The sequence below is a fragment of the Streptomyces sp. NPDC048349 genome (assembly GCF_040651925.1).
Taxonomy (GTDB): Bacteria; Actinomycetota; Actinomycetes; order Streptomycetales; family Streptomycetaceae; genus Streptomyces.
Genome location: NZ_JBEZLA010000079.1, coordinates 1 through 17,611 on the forward strand (window position 1 = coordinate 1; position 17,611 = coordinate 17,611).

The 17,611-nt window shown below is 69.9% G+C and carries 15 protein-coding genes and 1 riboswitch; of the genes, 11 read left to right on the forward strand and 4 right to left on the reverse strand.

Annotated elements, in window-relative coordinates:
- Positions 1-124 precede the first annotated feature (124 nt).
- Positions 125-1,564: a hypothetical protein gene (locus AB0D44_RS30480; RefSeq protein WP_362596868.1), complete on the reverse strand. Its 1,440-nt coding sequence runs from the start codon at positions 1,562-1,564 to the stop codon at positions 125-127.
- 82 nt (positions 1,565-1,646) lie between these two features.
- On the reverse strand, positions 1,647-1,895 hold the full coding sequence (locus AB0D44_RS30485; protein WP_362596871.1) for a hypothetical protein: 249 nt from the start codon (positions 1,893-1,895) through the stop codon (positions 1,647-1,649).
- 133 nt (positions 1,896-2,028) lie between these two features.
- On the opposite strand from AB0D44_RS30485, the gene AB0D44_RS30490 reads away from it, so the two are divergent.
- Positions 2,029-3,003, forward strand: a complete 975-nt coding sequence (locus tag AB0D44_RS30490) for a carbohydrate kinase family protein (protein WP_362596874.1) — start codon at positions 2,029-2,031, stop codon at positions 3,001-3,003.
- A gap of 90 nt (positions 3,004-3,093) precedes the next feature.
- Here the strand turns inward: AB0D44_RS30490 and AB0D44_RS30495 are convergent, their stop codons facing one another.
- Positions 3,094-4,488, reverse strand: a complete 1,395-nt coding sequence (locus AB0D44_RS30495; RefSeq protein ID WP_362596876.1) for an aminotransferase class V-fold PLP-dependent enzyme — start codon at positions 4,486-4,488, stop codon at positions 3,094-3,096.
- Positions 4,489-4,771: 283 nt separating this feature from the next.
- On the opposite strand from AB0D44_RS30495, the gene coxB reads away from it, so the two are divergent.
- The 4 genes from coxB (at position 4,772) to AB0D44_RS30515 (ending at position 9,230) form a co-directional block, all read left to right on the forward strand.
- Positions 4,772-5,746 (forward strand): cytochrome c oxidase subunit II, encoded by a 975-nt coding sequence (gene coxB, locus AB0D44_RS30500; RefSeq protein ID WP_362596878.1) that lies wholly within the window; start codon positions 4,772-4,774, stop codon positions 5,744-5,746.
- Positions 5,743-7,473, forward strand: coding sequence for a cytochrome c oxidase subunit I (gene ctaD / locus AB0D44_RS30505; RefSeq protein WP_362596881.1), 1,731 nt, complete (start codon positions 5,743-5,745; stop codon positions 7,471-7,473). Before coxB ends, ctaD begins: the two co-directional genes overlap by 4 nt.
- The gene (locus tag AB0D44_RS30510) at positions 7,470-7,868 is read left to right on the forward strand and encodes a cytochrome c oxidase subunit 4 (RefSeq protein WP_362596884.1); all 399 of its coding nucleotides are present in this window, start codon (positions 7,470-7,472) and stop codon (positions 7,866-7,868) included. Before ctaD ends, AB0D44_RS30510 begins: the two co-directional genes overlap by 4 nt.
- A gap of 117 nt (positions 7,869-7,985) precedes the next feature.
- Complete coding sequence (locus AB0D44_RS30515; RefSeq protein WP_362596887.1) at positions 7,986-9,230, forward strand: Ig-like domain-containing protein; 1,245 nt, start codon at positions 7,986-7,988, stop codon at positions 9,228-9,230.
- Positions 9,231-9,282: 52 nt separating this feature from the next.
- Here AB0D44_RS30515 and AB0D44_RS30520 read toward each other — a convergent pair whose 3' ends face one another.
- Positions 9,283-9,687, reverse strand: coding sequence for a hypothetical protein (locus AB0D44_RS30520; protein WP_362596890.1), 405 nt, complete (start codon positions 9,685-9,687; stop codon positions 9,283-9,285).
- Between the two features lie 199 nt (positions 9,688-9,886).
- On the opposite strand from AB0D44_RS30520, the gene AB0D44_RS30525 reads away from it, so the two are divergent.
- The 6 genes from AB0D44_RS30525 to AB0D44_RS30550 all read left to right on the forward strand — a co-directional run bounded on the left by AB0D44_RS30525 (position 9,887) and on the right by AB0D44_RS30550 (position 17,151).
- Complete coding sequence (locus AB0D44_RS30525; RefSeq protein WP_362596893.1) at positions 9,887-10,507, forward strand: heme-copper oxidase subunit III; 621 nt, start codon at positions 9,887-9,889, stop codon at positions 10,505-10,507.
- Between the two features lie 76 nt (positions 10,508-10,583).
- Positions 10,584-11,393 carry a c-type cytochrome gene (locus tag AB0D44_RS30530; RefSeq protein WP_362596896.1) on the forward strand — a complete coding sequence of 270 codons (810 nt, stop codon included), beginning with the start codon at positions 10,584-10,586 and terminating at the stop codon, positions 11,391-11,393.
- Positions 11,390-12,445 carry a Rieske 2Fe-2S domain-containing protein gene (locus tag AB0D44_RS30535; RefSeq protein ID WP_362596899.1) on the forward strand — a complete coding sequence of 352 codons (1,056 nt, stop codon included), beginning with the start codon at positions 11,390-11,392 and terminating at the stop codon, positions 12,443-12,445. Before AB0D44_RS30530 ends, AB0D44_RS30535 begins: the two co-directional genes overlap by 4 nt.
- The gene (locus tag AB0D44_RS30540) at positions 12,442-14,073 is read left to right on the forward strand and encodes a ubiquinol-cytochrome c reductase cytochrome b subunit (protein ID WP_362596902.1); all 1,632 of its coding nucleotides are present in this window, start codon (positions 12,442-12,444) and stop codon (positions 14,071-14,073) included. Before AB0D44_RS30535 ends, AB0D44_RS30540 begins: the two co-directional genes overlap by 4 nt.
- A 166-nt stretch (positions 14,074-14,239) precedes the next feature.
- Complete coding sequence (gene trpD, locus AB0D44_RS30545; protein WP_362596905.1) at positions 14,240-15,304, forward strand: anthranilate phosphoribosyltransferase; 1,065 nt, start codon at positions 14,240-14,242, stop codon at positions 15,302-15,304.
- Between the two features lie 100 nt (positions 15,305-15,404).
- Positions 15,405-15,521, forward strand: a riboswitch (SAM riboswitch).
- Between the two features lie 235 nt (positions 15,522-15,756).
- Positions 15,757-17,151, forward strand: a complete 1,395-nt coding sequence (locus AB0D44_RS30550) for an aminotransferase class V-fold PLP-dependent enzyme (RefSeq protein WP_362596908.1) — start codon at positions 15,757-15,759, stop codon at positions 17,149-17,151.
- The last annotated feature ends 460 nt before the right edge of the window (positions 17,152-17,611 follow it).

Below are 17,611 nucleotides of genomic sequence, written 5' to 3' on the forward strand. Positions count from 1 at the left end.
GTTCCCCACCCCGTCCCCCGGCCCCGCCCCCGCCGCCCCCGCGGCGCCCCCCCCCGCGACCGCAGACGGGCCTTCGTCGTCCGGCCGGCGTGTCCGGACCGAAAACCGCGGTCCGGACCCCCGGCTACCGGCGGGGGAGGGGCTTGCCCGAGGCCGCGTCGACCACCTTCCGCTCACCCAGCGGCTTCTCGAGCGTCACCGTGACGGACATCTCCTGGGCGAGCATGATGCAGGCCTGACCCGGCTGGTTCGGAGTGTCCGTGATCTTCACCAGGACCGAATCGGCGGACTCCCGGGCGGACGCGGAGTAACTGCTGCACACGCTGCCCCAGAAGTTCACCGTCAGCTTCCGGTCGTCCTGCGCGTAGGAGAACCCGGGCACGCCGCGGCCGTCCTTCGGGGCGGGGGCCGGCATGTCCTGGCCGGCGGCGGCCGGCTCGGCCACCGTGTGACCGGGGGCGCCGCCCTTGCCCGCCACATCGAACAGCCAGGCCGGAACCAGGCCCCGGGCCCCGTCCACCGTCCCGGACACCAGGCCGAGCACGGCCCCCTTGACCGTTTCGGTGCGCGGCGGCTTCATCGGCCGCGGCTCCGGATTGCACGGCGGCGTGTCCGTGGGCCCCACCGGCTGGTCCGGATCCAGCGGCACCGAGGTCGCGCAGCCGCTGGGGCCGGTACCGGTGCCGTCCGAACCGCCCGACCGCGCGTTCAGCCGGGCCAGCGCCTCCACGGCCCCGACCACCTTCTGATCGGCCGCGCGGACGGGAGCCGTCAGCTCGCCGCTGCCCGCCACCACCGCGCCGTCGCCGCCCACGCTCACCGTGGTGGACCAGCCCTGCGTGGGCAGACCGCCGACCACCGGGTCCGCGGTCACCACCCGTACCGAGCCGTGCGTCAGCCGGGCGTCCAGCTTCGCCCCGTCCTGGCCGACGGCGGCGAGCACCGGGCGGGCCGCCGCCTTGGCGGCCTCCTCGGAGACCGGCTGTCCGGGGCCGGCGTTCCCCGCGTCCCGGGGGAGGGTGGCGGGGCCGCAGGTGTCCTTGCCGCGGACGCAGTCGTCGCCCGCGCCGCCGTTGCCCGTCCCCGCCTGGAAGCGGTTGAAGTTCCAGGTACCCGGGGCCGTACGGGTCACCGTGAGCCGGGGTCCGGAACCGTCGGCGGCCTCCCCGGCCAGCCACACGTCCCCGCTCAGCCGCGGTGTGCCCGGCACGCCCAGGGCGGCGGCCAGGCGGGCCGCCTGCGCCGAGGTGACCTCCGCCTTCGCACTGAAGGAGGGCGCGGAGGCCGGAGCCTCCGGGAGCGTGACGTCGGCCCGGTAGACCACGCCCTCGCCCGACGGATCGGGCTCCCCGGGCGCGATGCCCGGCCCCGAGGGGTCACCCCCGTCCCGGGGCGCGGAGGCCGCGGTCCGCTCCGTACCGGGGCCCGCACCATCGCCCTGGGCGGTGGACGCCCAGTACGCGCTGCCGCCGCCCGTCAGCAGGACGGCGGCCGCGATCGAGCCGACGGCCCACGACGGCCGCCGTCGTGTACCGCGTGATGTGCCGGGTTCTTCGCTGGTCACCGCATCGCTCCTTCACTGTCCCGTCCTGCCTGATGCGGGTGGGACGGAACAGAAGCGCAACCGGTTCCCGTCGCCTCGGCCCCTACTGGTCCCCGTAGGCCGCGGTGGAGGCGATCAGCCGCGCCGAGGCCGGCGGGACGCTGATCCCGTGGATCTGCGAGGGTGCCACGCGGACCGGCCGGGGACCCGCGGGAACCGCCCAGTGCGGGGCCATACGGGCGCAGTCGCCCAGCAGCCGGGCGAAGCCGGGCTGCCGCGAGCCTTCCGCGCCACGCCTGTCGGCGGTGTACTCGGTGTACTCGGAGTAGCCGAAGCCGTCGGTATAGGTCATGCACGCACCGTAGGCACCGCGTCCTGCGTGAAGAAAGACCTACTACGGGGTAGTTTCGGCCGTTCGGCTCGGGGCCGACGACCGGGTAGTTTTGACTGTCCCCCTTGCCGTCCTCCGCAGGAGCGTCCACGCCGTGCGCATCGCAGTCACCGGCTCCATCGCCACCGACCACCTCATGACCTTCCCCGGCCGTTTCGCCGACCAGCTGGTCGCGGACCAGCTGCACACGGTCTCCCTCTCCTTCCTCGTCGACAACCTCGACGTCCGGCGGGGCGGTGTCGGCCCGAACATCTGCTTCGGCATGGGTCAGCTCGGCACCCGCCCGATCCTGGTCGGCGCCGCCGGCTACGACTTCGACGAGTACCGCGCCTGGCTCGACCGGCACGGCGTCGACACCGAGTCCGTCCGGATCTCCGAGGTGCTGCACACCGCGCGCTTCGTGTGCACCACGGACGCCGACCACAACCAGATCGGCTCCTTCTACACGGGCGCGATGAGCGAGGCCCGCCTGATCGAGCTGAAGTCCGTCGCCGACCGCGTGGGCGGCCTCGACCTGGTCCTGATCGGCGCGGACGACCCCGAGGCGATGCTGCGCCACACGGAGGAGTGCCGCACGCGGGGAATCCCCTTCGCCGCCGACTTCTCGCAGCAGATCGCCCGGATGGACGGCGAGAACATCCGCACCCTGATGGAGGGCGCGACGTACCTCTTCTCGAACGAGTACGAGAAGGGCCTCATCGAGTCCAAGTCGGGCTGGTCTGACGCGGAGATCCTGGCGAAGGTCGGCACGCGGGTCACCACGCTGGGCTCCAACGGCGTCCGGATCGAGCGCGTCGGCGAGGCCCCCCTCGTGATCGGCTGCCCGGAGGAGAACGCGAAGGTCGACCCGACGGGCGTCGGCGACGCGTTCCGCGCCGGGTTCCTGACCGGCCTGAGCTGGGGCGTCGGCCTGGAGCGGGCCGCGCAGATCGGCTGCATGCTGGCCACCCTCGTGATCGAGACGCTGGGCACGCAGGAGTACACCCTGGCCCGCGCCCACTTCATGGAGCGCTTCACGAAGGCGTACGGCGACGAGGCCGCGGCCGAAGTCCGGGCGCACCTGGCGTAGCCGCCGCTGCCGGCGGGGCTGGACGCGGCCGGCGTCAGCCGTCGCATCCGGCCCGCCGGCGTTCGAGGCGCGGGCCCGGCGGATCAGGGGTCAGAGCAGGCGGCGGACGGTGTACGCCACACCCGCGGGGCGCTCGGTCTCGCCGAGGTACGCGTGGCCGCGCATCGCACACCACGCCGGGATGTCCAGCCTGGCGACCTCGTCGTCGGAGACCACCGTGACCGTGCCCCCCACCGGGACCCGCCCGATCGCGGCGGCCAGCTCGATCACCGGCTGCGGGCACCGCAGCCCGAGCGCGTCCAGTTCCAGGGAGTCCGGGCCCCCGGCCTGCGACTCCCCGGCCCGCGCCGCCGCTTCGGTGACCCCCAGCCGCTCGCGAACCCCGGACACCGCCCCCGGCAGCACGTCCAGGAACCCGTTGACCTCTTCCGCCGTGGTCCCCGGCGGCAGGGACACCCGTACGTTCCCCTCCGACAGCACCCCCATCGCCCGCAGCACGTGACTGGCGGTCAGCGTCGAGCTCGTGCACGAGGAGCCCGAGGAGACCGAGTAGCCCGCCCGGTCCAGCTCGTGCAGCAGGATCTCGCCGTCGACGTACAGGCAGGAGAACGTGACGAGGTGGGGCAGCCGGCGGTCCGGATGGCCCACCACCTCCACGTCCGGGACCAGCCGCACCACCCGCCGCCGGATCCGGTCCACCAGGATCCGCAGCCGCGCCGCCTCCGCGTCGGCCTCGGCCCGTACGGCCCGCAAGGACGCCGCCGCCGCCACGATCGCGGGAAGGTTCCCGAAACCGGGGGAGCGGCCCGACTCCCGTTCGTCCGCCGGGTGTTGGGGGGAGAACCGGACCCCCTTGCGGACGGCCAGCAGCCCCACCCCCGGCGGTCCGCCCCACTTGTGCGCACTGGCGGCCAGGACGGACCAGGCGCCCTCCACCGGCCCCCATGCCAGCGACTGCGCCGCGTCCACCAGCAGCGGGACCCCCGCCTCCGCGCAGACCCCGGCCACCTCCGCCACCGGCTGGACCGTGCCCACCTCGTGGTTGGCGGACTGGAGGCAGGCCAGCGCGGTCGAGGGGCCGACGGCCTGCGCGTACCCGGCGGCGGTCACCGCGCCGTACCGGTCCACCGGGACCTCCGTGACCGTGCCCCCGGCAGCCTCGTGGACCTCCGCCGCGTGGAGTACAGAACTGTGTTCGACCGCCGATACGACCAGCCGGCCCCCGACGCGCCTGCGCCCCGCGAGGACCCCCGCGACCCCCGTGTGAACCGAGTGCGTCCCCGAAGGAGTGAACACCAGCTCGTCGACCCGGCACCCCACCGCCTCCGCGGCCGCCTCGCGCGCCGCGTCCAGCAGCAGCCGCGCCCGCCTGCCCTCCCGGTACAGGCGGGCCGGATCGGCCCAGCCCTCGTCCAGGGAGGCCTGCAACGCCTGCCGGGCCACGGGGTGGAGGGGGGCGGCGGACGCGATGTCGAAGTACGGCATACGGGCACGCTAACCGGCGAGCGGCAGCGCCCGAGGTCAGGGGCCGTCAGAAGTCTTCCGGAGGCCCCCATTCAGGGCCGCTCGCCGTATCCCCCGGACGGCGGATCCATCCCTTCGGGGGCAGTAGCGGCGCGTTGGGCACCCTCCCCGCGCGACCCCAAATAGCGTCCAGTAGGGTTTGGTCCGCATAAACATCCAAACCCCTGCCTGCGTCAGGGCCGGCGACCGACCCGAACACGGCCGCGGCCGGCCGCGCGGGCCGAGACTCTCGGGAAGGCGCTACGTGAGTCCCTACGGCTCCGACCGCTCGCCGCGGCGCCCGATGCGGCGGAAGCTGCTGCAGGCGCTGACTGCGGGCGTGGTCCTGGCGACCGCCACTGGTTGCTCGTATACATGGAAAGACTTCCCCCGCCTCGGAATGCCGACTCCGGTATCCGAGGAGGCGCCGCGCATCCTCTCCCTGTGGCAGGGATCCTGGGCGGCCGCGCTGATCACGGGCATCCTGGTGTGGGGCCTGATCATGTGGAGCGTCATCTTCCACCGGCGCAGCCGGACGAAGGTGGAGGTCCCCCCGCAGACCCGGTACAACATGCCCATCGAGGCGCTGTACACCGTGGTCCCGCTCATCATCGTCTCGGTGCTCTTCTACTTCACCGCGCGTGACGAGTCGAAGCTGCTCTCCCTCTCCGCCAAGCCGGCGCACACGATCAACGTGATCGGCTTCCAGTGGAGCTGGGGCTTCAACTACATCGAGAACGTCGACGGCGACGCGGCGACTCCGAAGGCGGGCGAGGTTCCCAAGGAACTCGCCTCCATCCCGGACCGCTTCACCAAGGACTTCCCCAAGGGCGCCGAAGGCGTCTACCAGAAGGGCGTCCCCGGCGACCGCAACGCGGACACGAACAACCCCGGGCCGACCCTGGTCCTGCCCAAGGGTGAGAAGGTCCGCTTCATCCTGTCGTCGAACGACGTCATCCACTCCTTCTGGGTGGTGCCCTTCCTCTTCAAGCAGGACGTCATCCCGGGCCACACCAACGTCTTCGAGGTCACCCCGACCCAAGAAGGCACCTTCCTGGGCAAGTGCGCCGAGCTCTGCGGCGTCGACCACTCCCGGATGCTCTTCAACGTCAAGGTGGTCTCGCCCGAGGAGTACCGGGCGTACCTGAAGGAGCTGGCGGAGAAGGGGCAGACCGGCTACCTCCCGGCCGGCATCAAGCAGACCGACCCGGCCCGGAATGCGGAGACGAACAAACTGTGAGCATCCTCAACGAATCCCAGGGTGCCGCCGCAGCTGACTCGTACGAGAACGAGCTGCCGGTGCGGCGCAAGCAGCCGGGCAACGTGGTCGTGAAGTGGCTCACCACCACCGACCACAAGACCATCGGCACGATGTACCTGGTCACGTCGTTCGTGTTCTTCCTCATCGGCGGTCTCCTGGCGCTCTTCATGCGCGCCGAGCTGGCCCGTCCGGGTACGCAGATCATGTCGAACGAGCAGTTCAACCAGGCGTTCACGATGCACGGCACGATCATGCTGCTGATGTTCGCGACGCCGCTGTTCGCCGGGTTCGCGAACTGGATCATGCCGCTGCAGATCGGCGCGCCCGACGTGGCGTTCCCGCGGCTGAACATGTTCGCGTACTGGCTGTACCTCTTCGGCTCGACCATCGCGGTGGCCGGCTTCGTCACCCCGCAGGGTGCCGCCGACTTCGGCTGGTTCGCCTACTCCCCGCTGTCGGACGCGGTCCGCTCGCCGGGCATCGGCGCCGACATGTGGATCATGGGTCTGGCCTTCTCCGGCTTCGGCACGATCCTCGGCTCGGTCAACTTCATCACCACGATCATCTGCATGCGCGCACCCGGCATGACGATGTTCCGCATGCCGATCTTCACCTGGAACGTGCTGCTGACCGGTGTCCTGGTCCTGCTCGCCTTCCCGGTGCTGGCCGCCGCGCTCTTCGCGCTGGAGGCCGACCGCAAGTTCGGATCGCACGTCTTCGACGCGGCCAATGGCGGCGCGTTGCTGTGGCAGCACCTCTTCTGGTTCTTCGGACACCCAGAGGTGTACATCATCGCGCTGCCGTTCTTCGGCATCGTCTCCGAGATCATCCCGGTCTTCTCCCGGAAGCCGATGTTCGGTTACATCGGTCTGATCTCCGCGACGATCGCGATCGCCGGCCTCTCGGTGACCGTGTGGGCCCACCACATGTACGTCACCGGCGGTGTGCTGCTGCCGTTCTTCTCCTTCATGACCTTCCTGATCGCGGTACCGACCGGTGTGAAGTTCTTCAACTGGATCGGCACCATGTGGAAGGGTTCGCTGTCCTTCGAGACTCCGATGCTGTGGACGATCGGCTTCCTGGTCACCTTCACCTTCGGTGGTCTGACCGGCGTCATCCTGGCCTCGCCCCCGATGGACTTCCACGTCTCCGACTCGTACTTCGTCGTCGCGCACTTCCACTACGTCGTCTTCGGCACCGTGGTCTTCGCGATGTTCGCGGGCTTCCACTTCTGGTGGCCCAAGTTCACGGGCAAGATGCTGGACGAGCGGCTCGGCAAGATCACCTTCTGGACGCTGTTCATCGGCTTCCACGGGACCTTCCTGGTGCAGCACTGGCTGGGCGCCGAGGGCATGCCGCGCCGTTACGCGGACTACCTCGCGGCGGACGGGTTCACCGCGCTGAACACGGTCTCGACGATCAGTTCGTTCCTGCTGGGCCTGTCGATGCTGCCCTTCATGTACAACGTCTGGAAGACGGCGAAGTACGGCAAGAAGATCGAGGTCGACGACCCGTGGGGTTACGGCCGTTCGCTCGAGTGGGCCACGTCCTGCCCGCCGCCGCGGCACAACTTCCTCACGCTGCCGCGCATCCGCTCCGAATCGCCGGCGTTCGACCTGCACCACCCTGAGATCGCGGCCCTCGACCACCTCGAGGACCACGGCTCCGTCAAGGCCGTCGTTGGTGCCAAGGAGGCCGGCAAGTGAAGATCCAGGGCAAGATGTTCCTCTGGCTCTCCTTCTTCATCCTGATCATGGCCGTCGTGTACGGCGTGTGGTCGAAGGAGCCCGTAGGCACCACCGCGCTCTTCCTGGCCTTCGGCCTGAGCGTCATGATCGGCTACTACCTGGCCTTCACGGCCAAGCGCGTGGACGAGATGGCCCAGGACAACCTGGAGGCCGACGTCGCCGACGAGGCGGGTGAGCTGGGGTTCTTCGCCCCGCACAGCTGGCAGCCGCTCTCGCTGGGGATCGGTGGCGCGCTCGCGTTCATGGGTGTCATCTTCGGCTGGTGGCTCATGTACTTCTCGGCCCCGATCATCATGATCGGCCTGTGGGGCTGGGTGTACGAGTACTACCGCGGTGAGAACCAGAACCAGTAGCAAGACCCGTAGCACGCAGTGAACCCGGGGCCCGGACACCTCTTCGGAGGAGTCCGGGCCCCTCGTTTGCAGTCACCCCGCGCGCCGTAATTGTCATATCTTCATAGCGTTGGCTCCATGAAGCACTCACCGCGTCTTTGGACGGTACTCAGCTGCTCCCTGCTGGTCGCGTCCCTCGGTGCCGGCGCCACCGCATGCGGGTCCGGCGACAACCCGCTGTCAGCCCGCCCGTACGACGCGGGCGAACAAGTCGCCTTCAACCAGGCGGCCGGCGGCCGCCCCGTGGACCCCGACAAGCCCCTCGAAGTCACGACGAAGGGGGGTGAGGCACGCATCACCGACGTCACCGTCGTGGACACCCACGGACGCCGCCTGGCGGGCGAACTGTCCGCCAAGGGAGACCGCTGGCACAACACGGTCCCCATGGCCGCCGGCGTCCGCTACACGGTCACCGTCAGCACCGAGAACGCCAAGGGCGCCCCGGGGCAGCGCACGATGACGTTCGACACCACCCCGGCCAAAGGCGTCCTGAAGGTCGAATTCGGGCCGGACGAAGGCAAATACGGCGTCGGACAGCCCCTGACGGCCGAACTCAGCGAACCCGTCAAGGACAAGGCCGCCCGAGCCGTCGTCGAACGGGGCCTGGTCGTCACCGCCCCCGCCGGCGTCGAGGGCGCCTGGCACTGGGTGGACGACAAGAAGCTCCACTACCGCCCCAAGGAGTACTGGCCCGCCCACTCGGAGGTCTCCGTACGGAGCAACCTGGAGGGCGTCAGGGTCTCCGACCACCTCTACGGGGCCGCGGCCAAGCCGCTGAAGCTGGAGATCGGCGACCGGGTCGAGGTCACCACCGACGCCTCCTCGCACTACCTCACGTTCAAGCGCAACGGAGAAGTGATCAACACCATTCCGGTGACCACCGGAAAGCCCGGCTTCTCCACCCGCAACGGCGTCAAGGTGGTGCTCGGCAAGCAGTACTACGTCCAGATGCGCGGCGACACCGTCGGCATCGGCGGCAGCGAGTACTACAACCTGCCCGTCTACTACGCCACCCGCGTCACCTGGAGTGGTGAATACGTCCACGCCGCGCCGTGGTCCGTCGGCTCGCACGGATATGCCAACGTCAGCCACGGCTGCACGGGCATGAGCACCGGCAACGCCGCCTGGTTCTACGAGAACATCACCGAGGGCGACATCGTCCAGGTGATCAACAGCATCGGCGACGACATGGACGTCTTCGGCAACGGCTTCGGCGACTGGAACATGGACTGGAAGGACTGGCGCCAGGGCAGCGCCCTCCTCAAGGGCACCCAGGAAGGCCGCAGCCCCGTCGACCAGGCCCGCCTGCGGCCCACCGTCTGACCTCAGGGCGTCCGCAGGCCCACCGGGGCCCCGCGGGCCCGCGGACGCCCTGTCAGGCGGCAGTGGAGGACAGGCGGGAGCGCAGCAGGGCCGCCAGTGCGTCCGCGAACTCCACCGGGTCCACCGGAAGGGTCACCGCGGCGTCCGCACGGCTCCACGTGGCCAGCCAGGCGTCCTGGGGGCGCCCCATCAGCAACAGCACCGGCGGACACCGGAAGATCTCGTCCTTGATCTGCCGGCACACGCCCATGCCCCCGGCCGGAACCGCCTCGCCGTCCAGCACGCACACGTCGATCCCCCCGGCGTCCAGCTCCGTCAGGACCGCCGGCAGCGTCGCGCACTCCAGGAACTCCACCGGCGGCAGGTCCGCGGCCGGCCTGCGCCCTGCCGCCAGCCGCACCTGCTCCCGGGTGCCCGCGTCGTCGCTGTAGACCAGAACCCGCGCAGTCGCCCGCATTTCGTTCCTCCACGTGTCACGTGAATCACGTTGATGTTGCGCGGGATGCTACTCCTCCCGATGCGCTGTCAACATCGGTTCGGACACCCTCGCACGAGACGCTCATTGGCTCATCTGATGGGCCGTTCGGGCCTTGCACACGCCCCGGACACTCCGAACGGCACCCCCCGGGGTGAGGGCGGGATAAGCGACCGACATAATGTCGGTCGTGGCGACAGCAACGACAGTAGATACCGGGCACGCGCACCCGACGGTCAACCGGCCGAACCTCGTCAGCGTCGGAACCATCATCTGGTTGAGTTCCGAGCTGATGTTCTTCGCGGCCCTCTTCGCGATGTACTTCACCCTGCGATCCGTGACGGGCGCCGAGTACTGGACAGCCGAGGCCTCGGCCTTGAACCTGCCCTTCTCGGCGACGAACACGACGATCCTGGTGCTCTCCTCGCTCACCTGCCAGCTCGGCGTCTTCGCCGCCGAGCGCGGTGATGTGAAGAAGCTCCGGACGTGGTTCATCATCACGTTCGTCATGGGTGCGATCTTCATTGGCGGCCAGGTGTTCGAGTACACCGAGCTGGTCAAGCACGAGGGCATGAGCCTCTCGTCCGGTCCGTACGGCTCGGTCTTCTACCTGACCACCGGGTTCCACGGTCTGCACGTGACGGGCGGTCTCATCGCCTTCCTGCTGGTCCTCGGCCGGACGTACGCGGCCAAGAGGTTCACCCACGAACAGGCCACGTCGGCCATCGTCGTGTCCTACTACTGGCACTTCGTCGATGTCGTCTGGATCGGCCTCTTCGCGACGATCTACCTGATCAAGTAGCGAACACGTCACCGGGCCCGACCCGGCACTCCATCCAGAAACACCGACGCAGAAGATCCTGACACCGGGGTAATCCGTGAAAAAGCTCTCCGCACGACGACGCCATCCGCTGGCGGCGGTCGTCGTTCTACTCCTCGCGCTGGCGGCCACTGGGGGGCTGTACGCCGCCTTCGCCCCTGCGGGCAAGGCGCAGGCCGATGAAACCGCCCAGTCCCTCGCCATCGAGGAGGGCAAGAAGCTCTACGCCGTGGGTTGCGCAAGCTGCCACGGAACCGGCGGTCAGGGTTCCTCTGACGGCCCGAGCCTGGTCGGCGTCGGCTCCGCGGCCGTCGACTTCCAGGTGAGCACGGGCCGCATGCCCGCCCAGCAGCCCGGCGCCCAGGTGCCGAAGAAGCCCAACGTCTACTCGCAGGCGCAGATCGACCAGCTGGCGGCGTACATCGCCTCCCTCGGTGCCGGTCCGATCACGCCGACCGAGAAGCAGTACGACCCGGCGGGCGCCGACGTCGCCGCTGGTGGTGAGCTGTTCCGCAACAACTGCGCGCAGTGCCACAACTTCACCGGCGAAGGCGGCGCCCTGACGAACGGCAAGTACGCCCCCAACCTTGAGGACGTCTCGCCGAAGCACATCTACGAGGCCATGCTGACCGGCCCGCAGAACATGCCCTCCTTCCCGGACAGCACCATGCCGGAGAAGCAGAAGAAGGACATCATCGCGTACCTCGAGAACGTCAACGGCGAGAAGTCCACCAGCCCCGGTGGCCTCAAGCTCGGCGGCCTCGGTCCCGTTTCCGAGGGTCTGTTCGGCTGGATCTTCGGTCTGGGTGCGCTGATCGCTGTTGCCGTCTGGGTCGCGGCCCACACCGCTAAGGCCAAGAAGTCATGAGTCAAGACATTCCCGAAGAGAAGCACCTGCCGAGCGAGCAGGGCGACGCGCACCACGGTGCCGTAGCGGTCGCGGACAACCCGTTCGCCGACCCGGGCCTGCCGGTCCACAAGCCGCGCATCCAGGACATCGACGAGCGGGCGGCGAGGCGCTCCGAGCGCACCGTCGCCATGCTCTTCACCCTGTCGATGCTGGCCACGGTCGGCTTCATCGCCGCCTACGTGACCATCCCGGTCGACAAGATCGCGTACGTGTTCCCGGTCGGGAAGGTCAGCGCGCTCAACTTCGCGCTCGGTCTGACCCTGGGCACGGCCCTCTTCTGCATCGGCGCGGGCGCGGTCCACTGGGCCCGCACCCTGATGTCCGACGTGGAGGTCGCCGACGAGCGGCACGAGATCGCCGCTCCGCCGGAGGTCAAGGCCAAGGTCATGCAGGACTTCGCCGACGGTGCGAACGAGTCCGGCATCGGCCGCCGTCCGCTGATCCGCAACACGATGCTGGGCGCGCTGGCCATGCTGCCGCTCTCCGCCGTCGTGATCATGCGCGACCTGGGCCCGCTGCCCGAGGACAAGCTGCGCAAGACCCTGTGGGCCAAGGGCAAGCTGCTCATCAACCAGAACACGATGGAGCCGCTGCGTCCCGAGGACGTCCTGGTCGGTTCGCTGACCTTCGCCATGCCGGAAGGCCTGGAGGAGGAGCAGCACGACTTCCAGGTCCAGATCGCCAAGGCCGCCCTGATGATCGTCCGGATCAAGCCGGAGGACATCAAGGACAAGCAGGAGCTGGAGTGGTCCCACGACGGCATCGTGGCCTACTCCAAGATCTGCACCCACGTCGGCTGCCCGATCAGCCTGTACGAGCAGCAGACGCACCACGTGCTCTGCCCGTGCCACCAGTCCACCTTCGACCTCTCCGACGGCGCCCGTGTCATCTTCGGCCCGGCCGGTCACGCGCTTCCGCAGCTGCGGATCGGTGTGAATGACGAAGGCTTCCTCGAAGCGCTCGGCGACTTCGAAGAGCCCGTCGGTCCTGCATTCTGGGAGCGCGGATGAGCACTGCGACCACTGACACCAAGGCGCGCAAAGCGCCTGCCGGCGAGCGCGTAGCGGACTGGGCGGACGGCCGCCTGGGCATCTACAGCCTCGCCAAGGCGAACATGCGGAAGATCTTCCCGGACCACTGGTCCTTCATGCTGGGTGAGATCTGCCTCTACAGTTTCATCATCATCATCCTCACGGGTGTGTACCTGACGCTGTTCTTCCACCCGAGCATGAACGAGGTCGTGTACCACGGCTCGTACGTGCCCATGCAGGGCGTCATGATGTCCGAGGCGTTCGCCTCGACCCTGGACATCAGCTTCGACGTCCGCGGTGGTCTGCTCATCCGGCAGATCCACCACTGGGCCGCGCTGATCTTCGTCGCGGCCATGGTCGTGCACATGATGCGCGTCTTCTTCACCGGCGCGTTCCGCAAGCCGCGTGAGATCAACTGGATCTTCGGCTTCCTGCTGCTGGTCCTCGGCATGTTCACCGGCTTCACCGGTTACTCGCTGCCGGACGACCTGCTGTCGGGTACCGGTGTCCGCTTCATGCAGGGCGCCATCCTGTCCGTCCCGGTCGTCGGCACCTACCTGTCGATGTTCCTGTTCGGCGGGGAGTTCCCGGGCGGCGACTTCGTCGCGCGGTTCTACTCGGTGCACATCCTGCTGCTGCCCGGCATCATGATGGGCCTGCTGGTGGCCCACCTGATCCTGGTCTTCTACCACAAGCACACCCAGTTCCCCGGCCCCGGCAAGACGAACAACAACGTCGTCGGCATGCCGCTGCTGCCGGTCTACATGGCCAAGGCCGGAGGCTTCTTCTTCCTGGTCTTCGGTGTCATCGCGGCCATCGCGGCGATCGCCTCGATCAACCCGATCTGGGCGCTCGGCCCGTACCGCCCGGACCACGTGTCCACCGGTGCGCAGCCCGACTGGTACATGGGTATGCCGGAAGGCCTGATCCGTGCCATGCCCGGCTGGGAGATCAACCTGTGGGGCCACACGCTCGTCCTGGGCGTGTTCATCCCGCTGCTGCTCTTCCCGCTGGTGCTGGGTTCGATCGCCGCCTGGCCGTTCATCGAGTCCTGGGTCACCGGTGACAAGCGCGAGCACCACCTGCTGGACCGCCCGCGCAACGTCCCGACCCGTACGGCCTTCGGTGTCGCCTGGATCGCGGAGTACATCGTCCTGCTGATCGGCGGTGGAAACGACATGTTCGCGCAGTACTTCCACCTGTCGATCAACTCGATCACCTGGTTCGTCCGGATCGGCTTCTTCGTCGTCCCGGTCCTCGCCTTCATCGTCACCAAGCGGATCTGCCTCGGCCTCCAGCGCCGGGACCGGGACAAGGTGCTGCACGGTCGCGAGACCGGCATCATCAAGCGCCTGCCGCACGGTGAGTTCGTCGAGGTCCACGAGCCGCTCTCGCAGGACAAGCTGCACACGCTCACCTCGTACACGCAGTACCAGCCGATCGAGATCGGCCCGACGGTCGACGAGAACGGTGTCGAGCGCAAGGTGAAGCTCGGCGAGAAGCTGCGCGCGAAGCTCAGCAAGGGCTTCTACGCCGAGAACAACCAGATTCCGAAGCCCACGGTGGAGGAGTACAAGGAGATCCAGAGCGGCCACGGCCACCACTGATCCCGTTTGAGGGACTGATTTCGGCCAGTCCCCGTGTCGCCACGGCAAGAGCCCCGTCCAGTGTCCGGACGGGGCTCTTTGCCGTCTCCGGGGCTGGATAGGCTGAAGACCTTCCCATTCGACGTGGGCCCCCACATCGGCGGGCGATGAGCAGCAGGAGCGGACCATGAACGTGGCGACCCCGGCAGGCGGCGACAGCGTGGCGGCCCGCGGCTGGCCGGGCGTACTCGACGCGCTGCTCAGTGGCCGGGACCTGAACGCCGAGGACACCGCCTGGGCCATGGACCGGATCATGCGCGGCGAGGCCACCGACGCCCAGATCGCCGGCTTCGCGGTCGCGCTCCGGGCCAAGGGGGAGACGGTCGCGGAGATCAACGGCCTGGTCCGGGCCATGTACGCGCACGCCAACCTCATCGAGGTGCCGGGCCGGACGGTGGACATCGTCGGCACGGGCGGCGACGGGGCCAAGACGGTGAACATCTCCACCATGTCGGCGATCGTCGTGGCCGGTACGGGCGCCAAGGTGGTCAAGCACGGCAACCGGGCCGCATCCTCCGCCAGCGGCTCCTCGGACGTGCTGGAGAAGCTCGGCGTCAACCTGGACCTCACCCCCGCGCGGGTGGCGGAGGTCGTGGAGCAGGCCGGCATCACCTTCTGCTTCGCAGTGAAGTTCCACCCGGCGCTGCGTCACGTCGCCGCGGCCCGCAAGGAGCTGGGCATCCGCACCACCTTCAACTTCCTCGGCCCGCTGACCAACCCGGCCCGGGTCCGCGCCCAGGCCACGGGCGTCGCCGACCCCCGGGTGGCCCCGATCGTGGCCGGAGTCCTCGCCGAGCGGGGCTCCTCGGCGCTCGTCTTCCGCGGTGACGACGGCCTGGACGAGCTGACCACCACCGCCACCTCCCGGGTGTGGTGGGTGCGGGACGGCAGCGTCCGCGAACAGCCCTTCGATCCCCGGGACGTGGGCATCCGGCTGGTCGACGTGGCGGAGCTGCGGGGCGCGGACGCCTCGTACAACGCCGACATCGCCCGCCGCCTGCTGGCCGGCGAGACCGGTCCGGTCCGCGACGCGGTCCTGCTGAACTCGGCGGCGGCCCTGGTGGCGCTGGACCCGGGCCCGGGCACGCTGGAAGAGCAGATCGCGGCCGGCATCGCCCGTGCGGCGGAGTCGATCGACTCGGGCGCGGCCCGTGCGGCGCTGGACCGGTGGGTGGCGGCCAGCAACGCGTAGCGCCCGGCGGCGCCCGATCGCCGCGTTTCGGTCAAGGCCCCGGTCCGGATGGTGGACCGGGGTCTTGCGCGTGGCGGATCTTGTGGCAGGATGCTGACCAGGTCACGAGTGACAGCGTTTAGGCCCCGGCTTGCTGTCCGGCAACCCTCCTTCCGTGGCGGGGTGCCCCGGGTGATGACCAGGTCGTAGGCAGCGAGGTCTACGGCAAGCGCGGATCCCTCGACACCAGGGGTCCTGGTCTCTCGAGGAGCGTTTTTCCGTGAGCAAGCGAATGCGATAGGGCGACTCCGCCCCTTCTTCACCCCTCGGAACAGGGTCACGTCCGCGTACTGCGCGTACCCCCGTTCGGCTCCGAGGACTTTCCCGTACCCCGCCGGGCGGCTCCGCGCCGCGCCGCAGCCGCGTACGGGCACACCGAAGCCATTCACCCCTGCCTGCCGGGAGATTCCGCCATGTCCGCATCCCTGAACGTCGCCGCCTCCGTCGTCGCCGCCACCGTCTCTGCGGGGGGCCCCGCCTGTGCCGGGCCGCTGCCGGTCCTGGGCCGGGACGTCACCGTCCCGCTCGTCACCGGCGGCGAGGTCACCTACGCGGCCCTCGACTACGCGGCCAGCGCCCCCGCGCTCCAGCGGGTCTGGGACGACGTGGCCGCCTACGCCCCGTACTACGGCAGCGTCCACCGCGGCGCCGGCTACCTCTCGCAGCTCTCCACCGACCTCTTCGAGCAGAGCCGGGCCACCGTCGCCGCGTTCCTCGACTGCCGCCCCGCCGACCAGGTGGTCTTCACCCGGTCCACCACCGACTCCCTGAACCTGCTCGCGGCCGTCCTGCCCGCCGGCTGCCAGGTCTTCGTCTTCGAGACAGAGCACCACGCGTCGCTGCTGCCGTGGGCGGACGCGCAGGTCACCTACCTCAACGCCCCCCGCACCCCGGACGAGGCCGTCGCCACCCTGGAGCGGGCGCTCGCCGACCGAGACCCGTACGGTCCGGCGCTGGTCTGCGTCACCGGCGCGTCCAACGTCACCGGTGAGCTGTGGCCGGTCAAGGAGCTCGCCGCCGCCGCGCACGCCCACGGCGCGCGGATCGTGCTGGACGCGGCCCAGCTCGCCCCGCACCACCCGGTCTCCGTCCGGGACCTGGACGTGGACTGGGTGGCCTTCTCCGGGCACAAGCTGTACGCCCCCTTCGGCTCGGGCGTCCTCGCGGGCCGCGCGGACTGGCTCCAGGAGGCCGAGCCGTACCTGGCCGGCGGCGGTGCCTCCCGGAAGGTGGCGCGGCGCGCGGACGGCGGCGTGGACGTCGAGTGGCACACCACGGCCGCCCGCCACGAGGCCGGCTCCCCGAACGTCATCGGCGTCTATTCCATCGCGTCCGCGTGCCGCGCCCTGCAGGAGGCCGGGTTCGAGGACCTGGTCGCCCGCGAGCGGCACCTCATCGCCAAGGTCCGCGAAGGCCTGGCGGAGGTCCCCGCCGTCCGGGTCCTCTCCCTCTTCGGCGACGACGCCCCGCGCGTCGGCGTGATCTCGTTCGTCGTCGACGGCTGGAACAGCTCCCACTTCGCGGCCGCGCTGTCCGCGGAGTACGGGATCGGCGTCCGCGACGGCCTGTTCTGCGCCCACCCGCTGGTCCGCACCCTGCTGGGCAGCGAGCCGCAGGCCCAGGGCGAATGCGGAGCCCCCGAGGCGGCGCCGGGGGAGCGTTCCCTGAACGCCATCCGGGTCAGCTTCGGCGCCGGCACCCCGGACGAGCACGTGGAGCGCTTCGTCCGCGCGGTGCGGGAGCTGGTCGCGGACGGTGCCAAGTGGCAGTACCGCACGGAGGAAGGCCGCTGCGTCCCGGCCGTCTGACGGGCGTCGTGCGGCGCCGTTGCGCGGGGCTCTGCCCCGGACCCCGCGCCTCAATCGCCGGCGGGGCTTGATGTGCCCGGGGTCGGGGGGTGGGGCGGGGCCGCTCCGGAGTGTCTCCTCGGCTCGCGCACGAAGCCCCGGCTGCGTGAGCGGGGGCCCGGGTTGCGCGCTCGTCCTGCGGGGACCCTCCTGCGCGTCCCCACCCCACGGCTGACTCCGGCCGGGGGGCCCGATCGGGCTTCCTGTCCGGGTCGGGGGGTGGGGCGGGGCCGCTCCGGAGTGTCTCCTCGGCTCGCGCACGAAGCCCTGGCTGCGTGAGCGGGGGCCCGGGTTGCGCGCTCGTCCTGCGGGGACCCTCCTGCGTGTCCCCACCCCACGGCTGACTCCGGCCGGGGGGCCCGATCGGGCTTCCTGTCCGGGTCGGGGGGTGGGGCGGGGCCGCTCCGGAGTGTCTCCTCGG

What these genes read in the sequence shown, in the direction of transcription:
- AB0D44_RS30550 (WP_362596908.1), top strand. Translation starts at nt 15,757, where the DNA reads ATGTCCGCATCCCTGAACGTCGCCGCCTCCGTCGTCGCCGCCACCGTC.
- AB0D44_RS30540 (WP_362596902.1), top strand. Translation starts at nt 12,442, where the DNA reads ATGAGCACTGCGACCACTGACACCAAGGCGCGCAAAGCGCCTGCCGGC.
- trpD (WP_362596905.1), top strand. Translation starts at nt 14,240, where the DNA reads ATGAACGTGGCGACCCCGGCAGGCGGCGACAGCGTGGCGGCCCGCGGC.
- AB0D44_RS30520 (WP_362596890.1), bottom strand. Translation starts at nt 9,687, where the DNA reads ATGCGGGCGACTGCGCGGGTTCTGGTCTACAGCGACGACGCGGGCACC.
- AB0D44_RS30485 (WP_362596871.1), bottom strand. Translation starts at nt 1,895, where the DNA reads ATGACCTATACCGACGGCTTCGGCTACTCCGAGTACACCGAGTACACC.
- AB0D44_RS30525 (WP_362596893.1), top strand. Translation starts at nt 9,887, where the DNA reads ATGTCGGTCGTGGCGACAGCAACGACAGTAGATACCGGGCACGCGCAC.
- AB0D44_RS30515 (WP_362596887.1), top strand. Translation starts at nt 7,986, where the DNA reads ATGAAGCACTCACCGCGTCTTTGGACGGTACTCAGCTGCTCCCTGCTG.
- AB0D44_RS30495 (WP_362596876.1), bottom strand. Translation starts at nt 4,488, where the DNA reads ATGCCGTACTTCGACATCGCGTCCGCCGCCCCCCTCCACCCCGTGGCC.
- AB0D44_RS30535 (WP_362596899.1), top strand. Translation starts at nt 11,390, where the DNA reads ATGAGTCAAGACATTCCCGAAGAGAAGCACCTGCCGAGCGAGCAGGGC.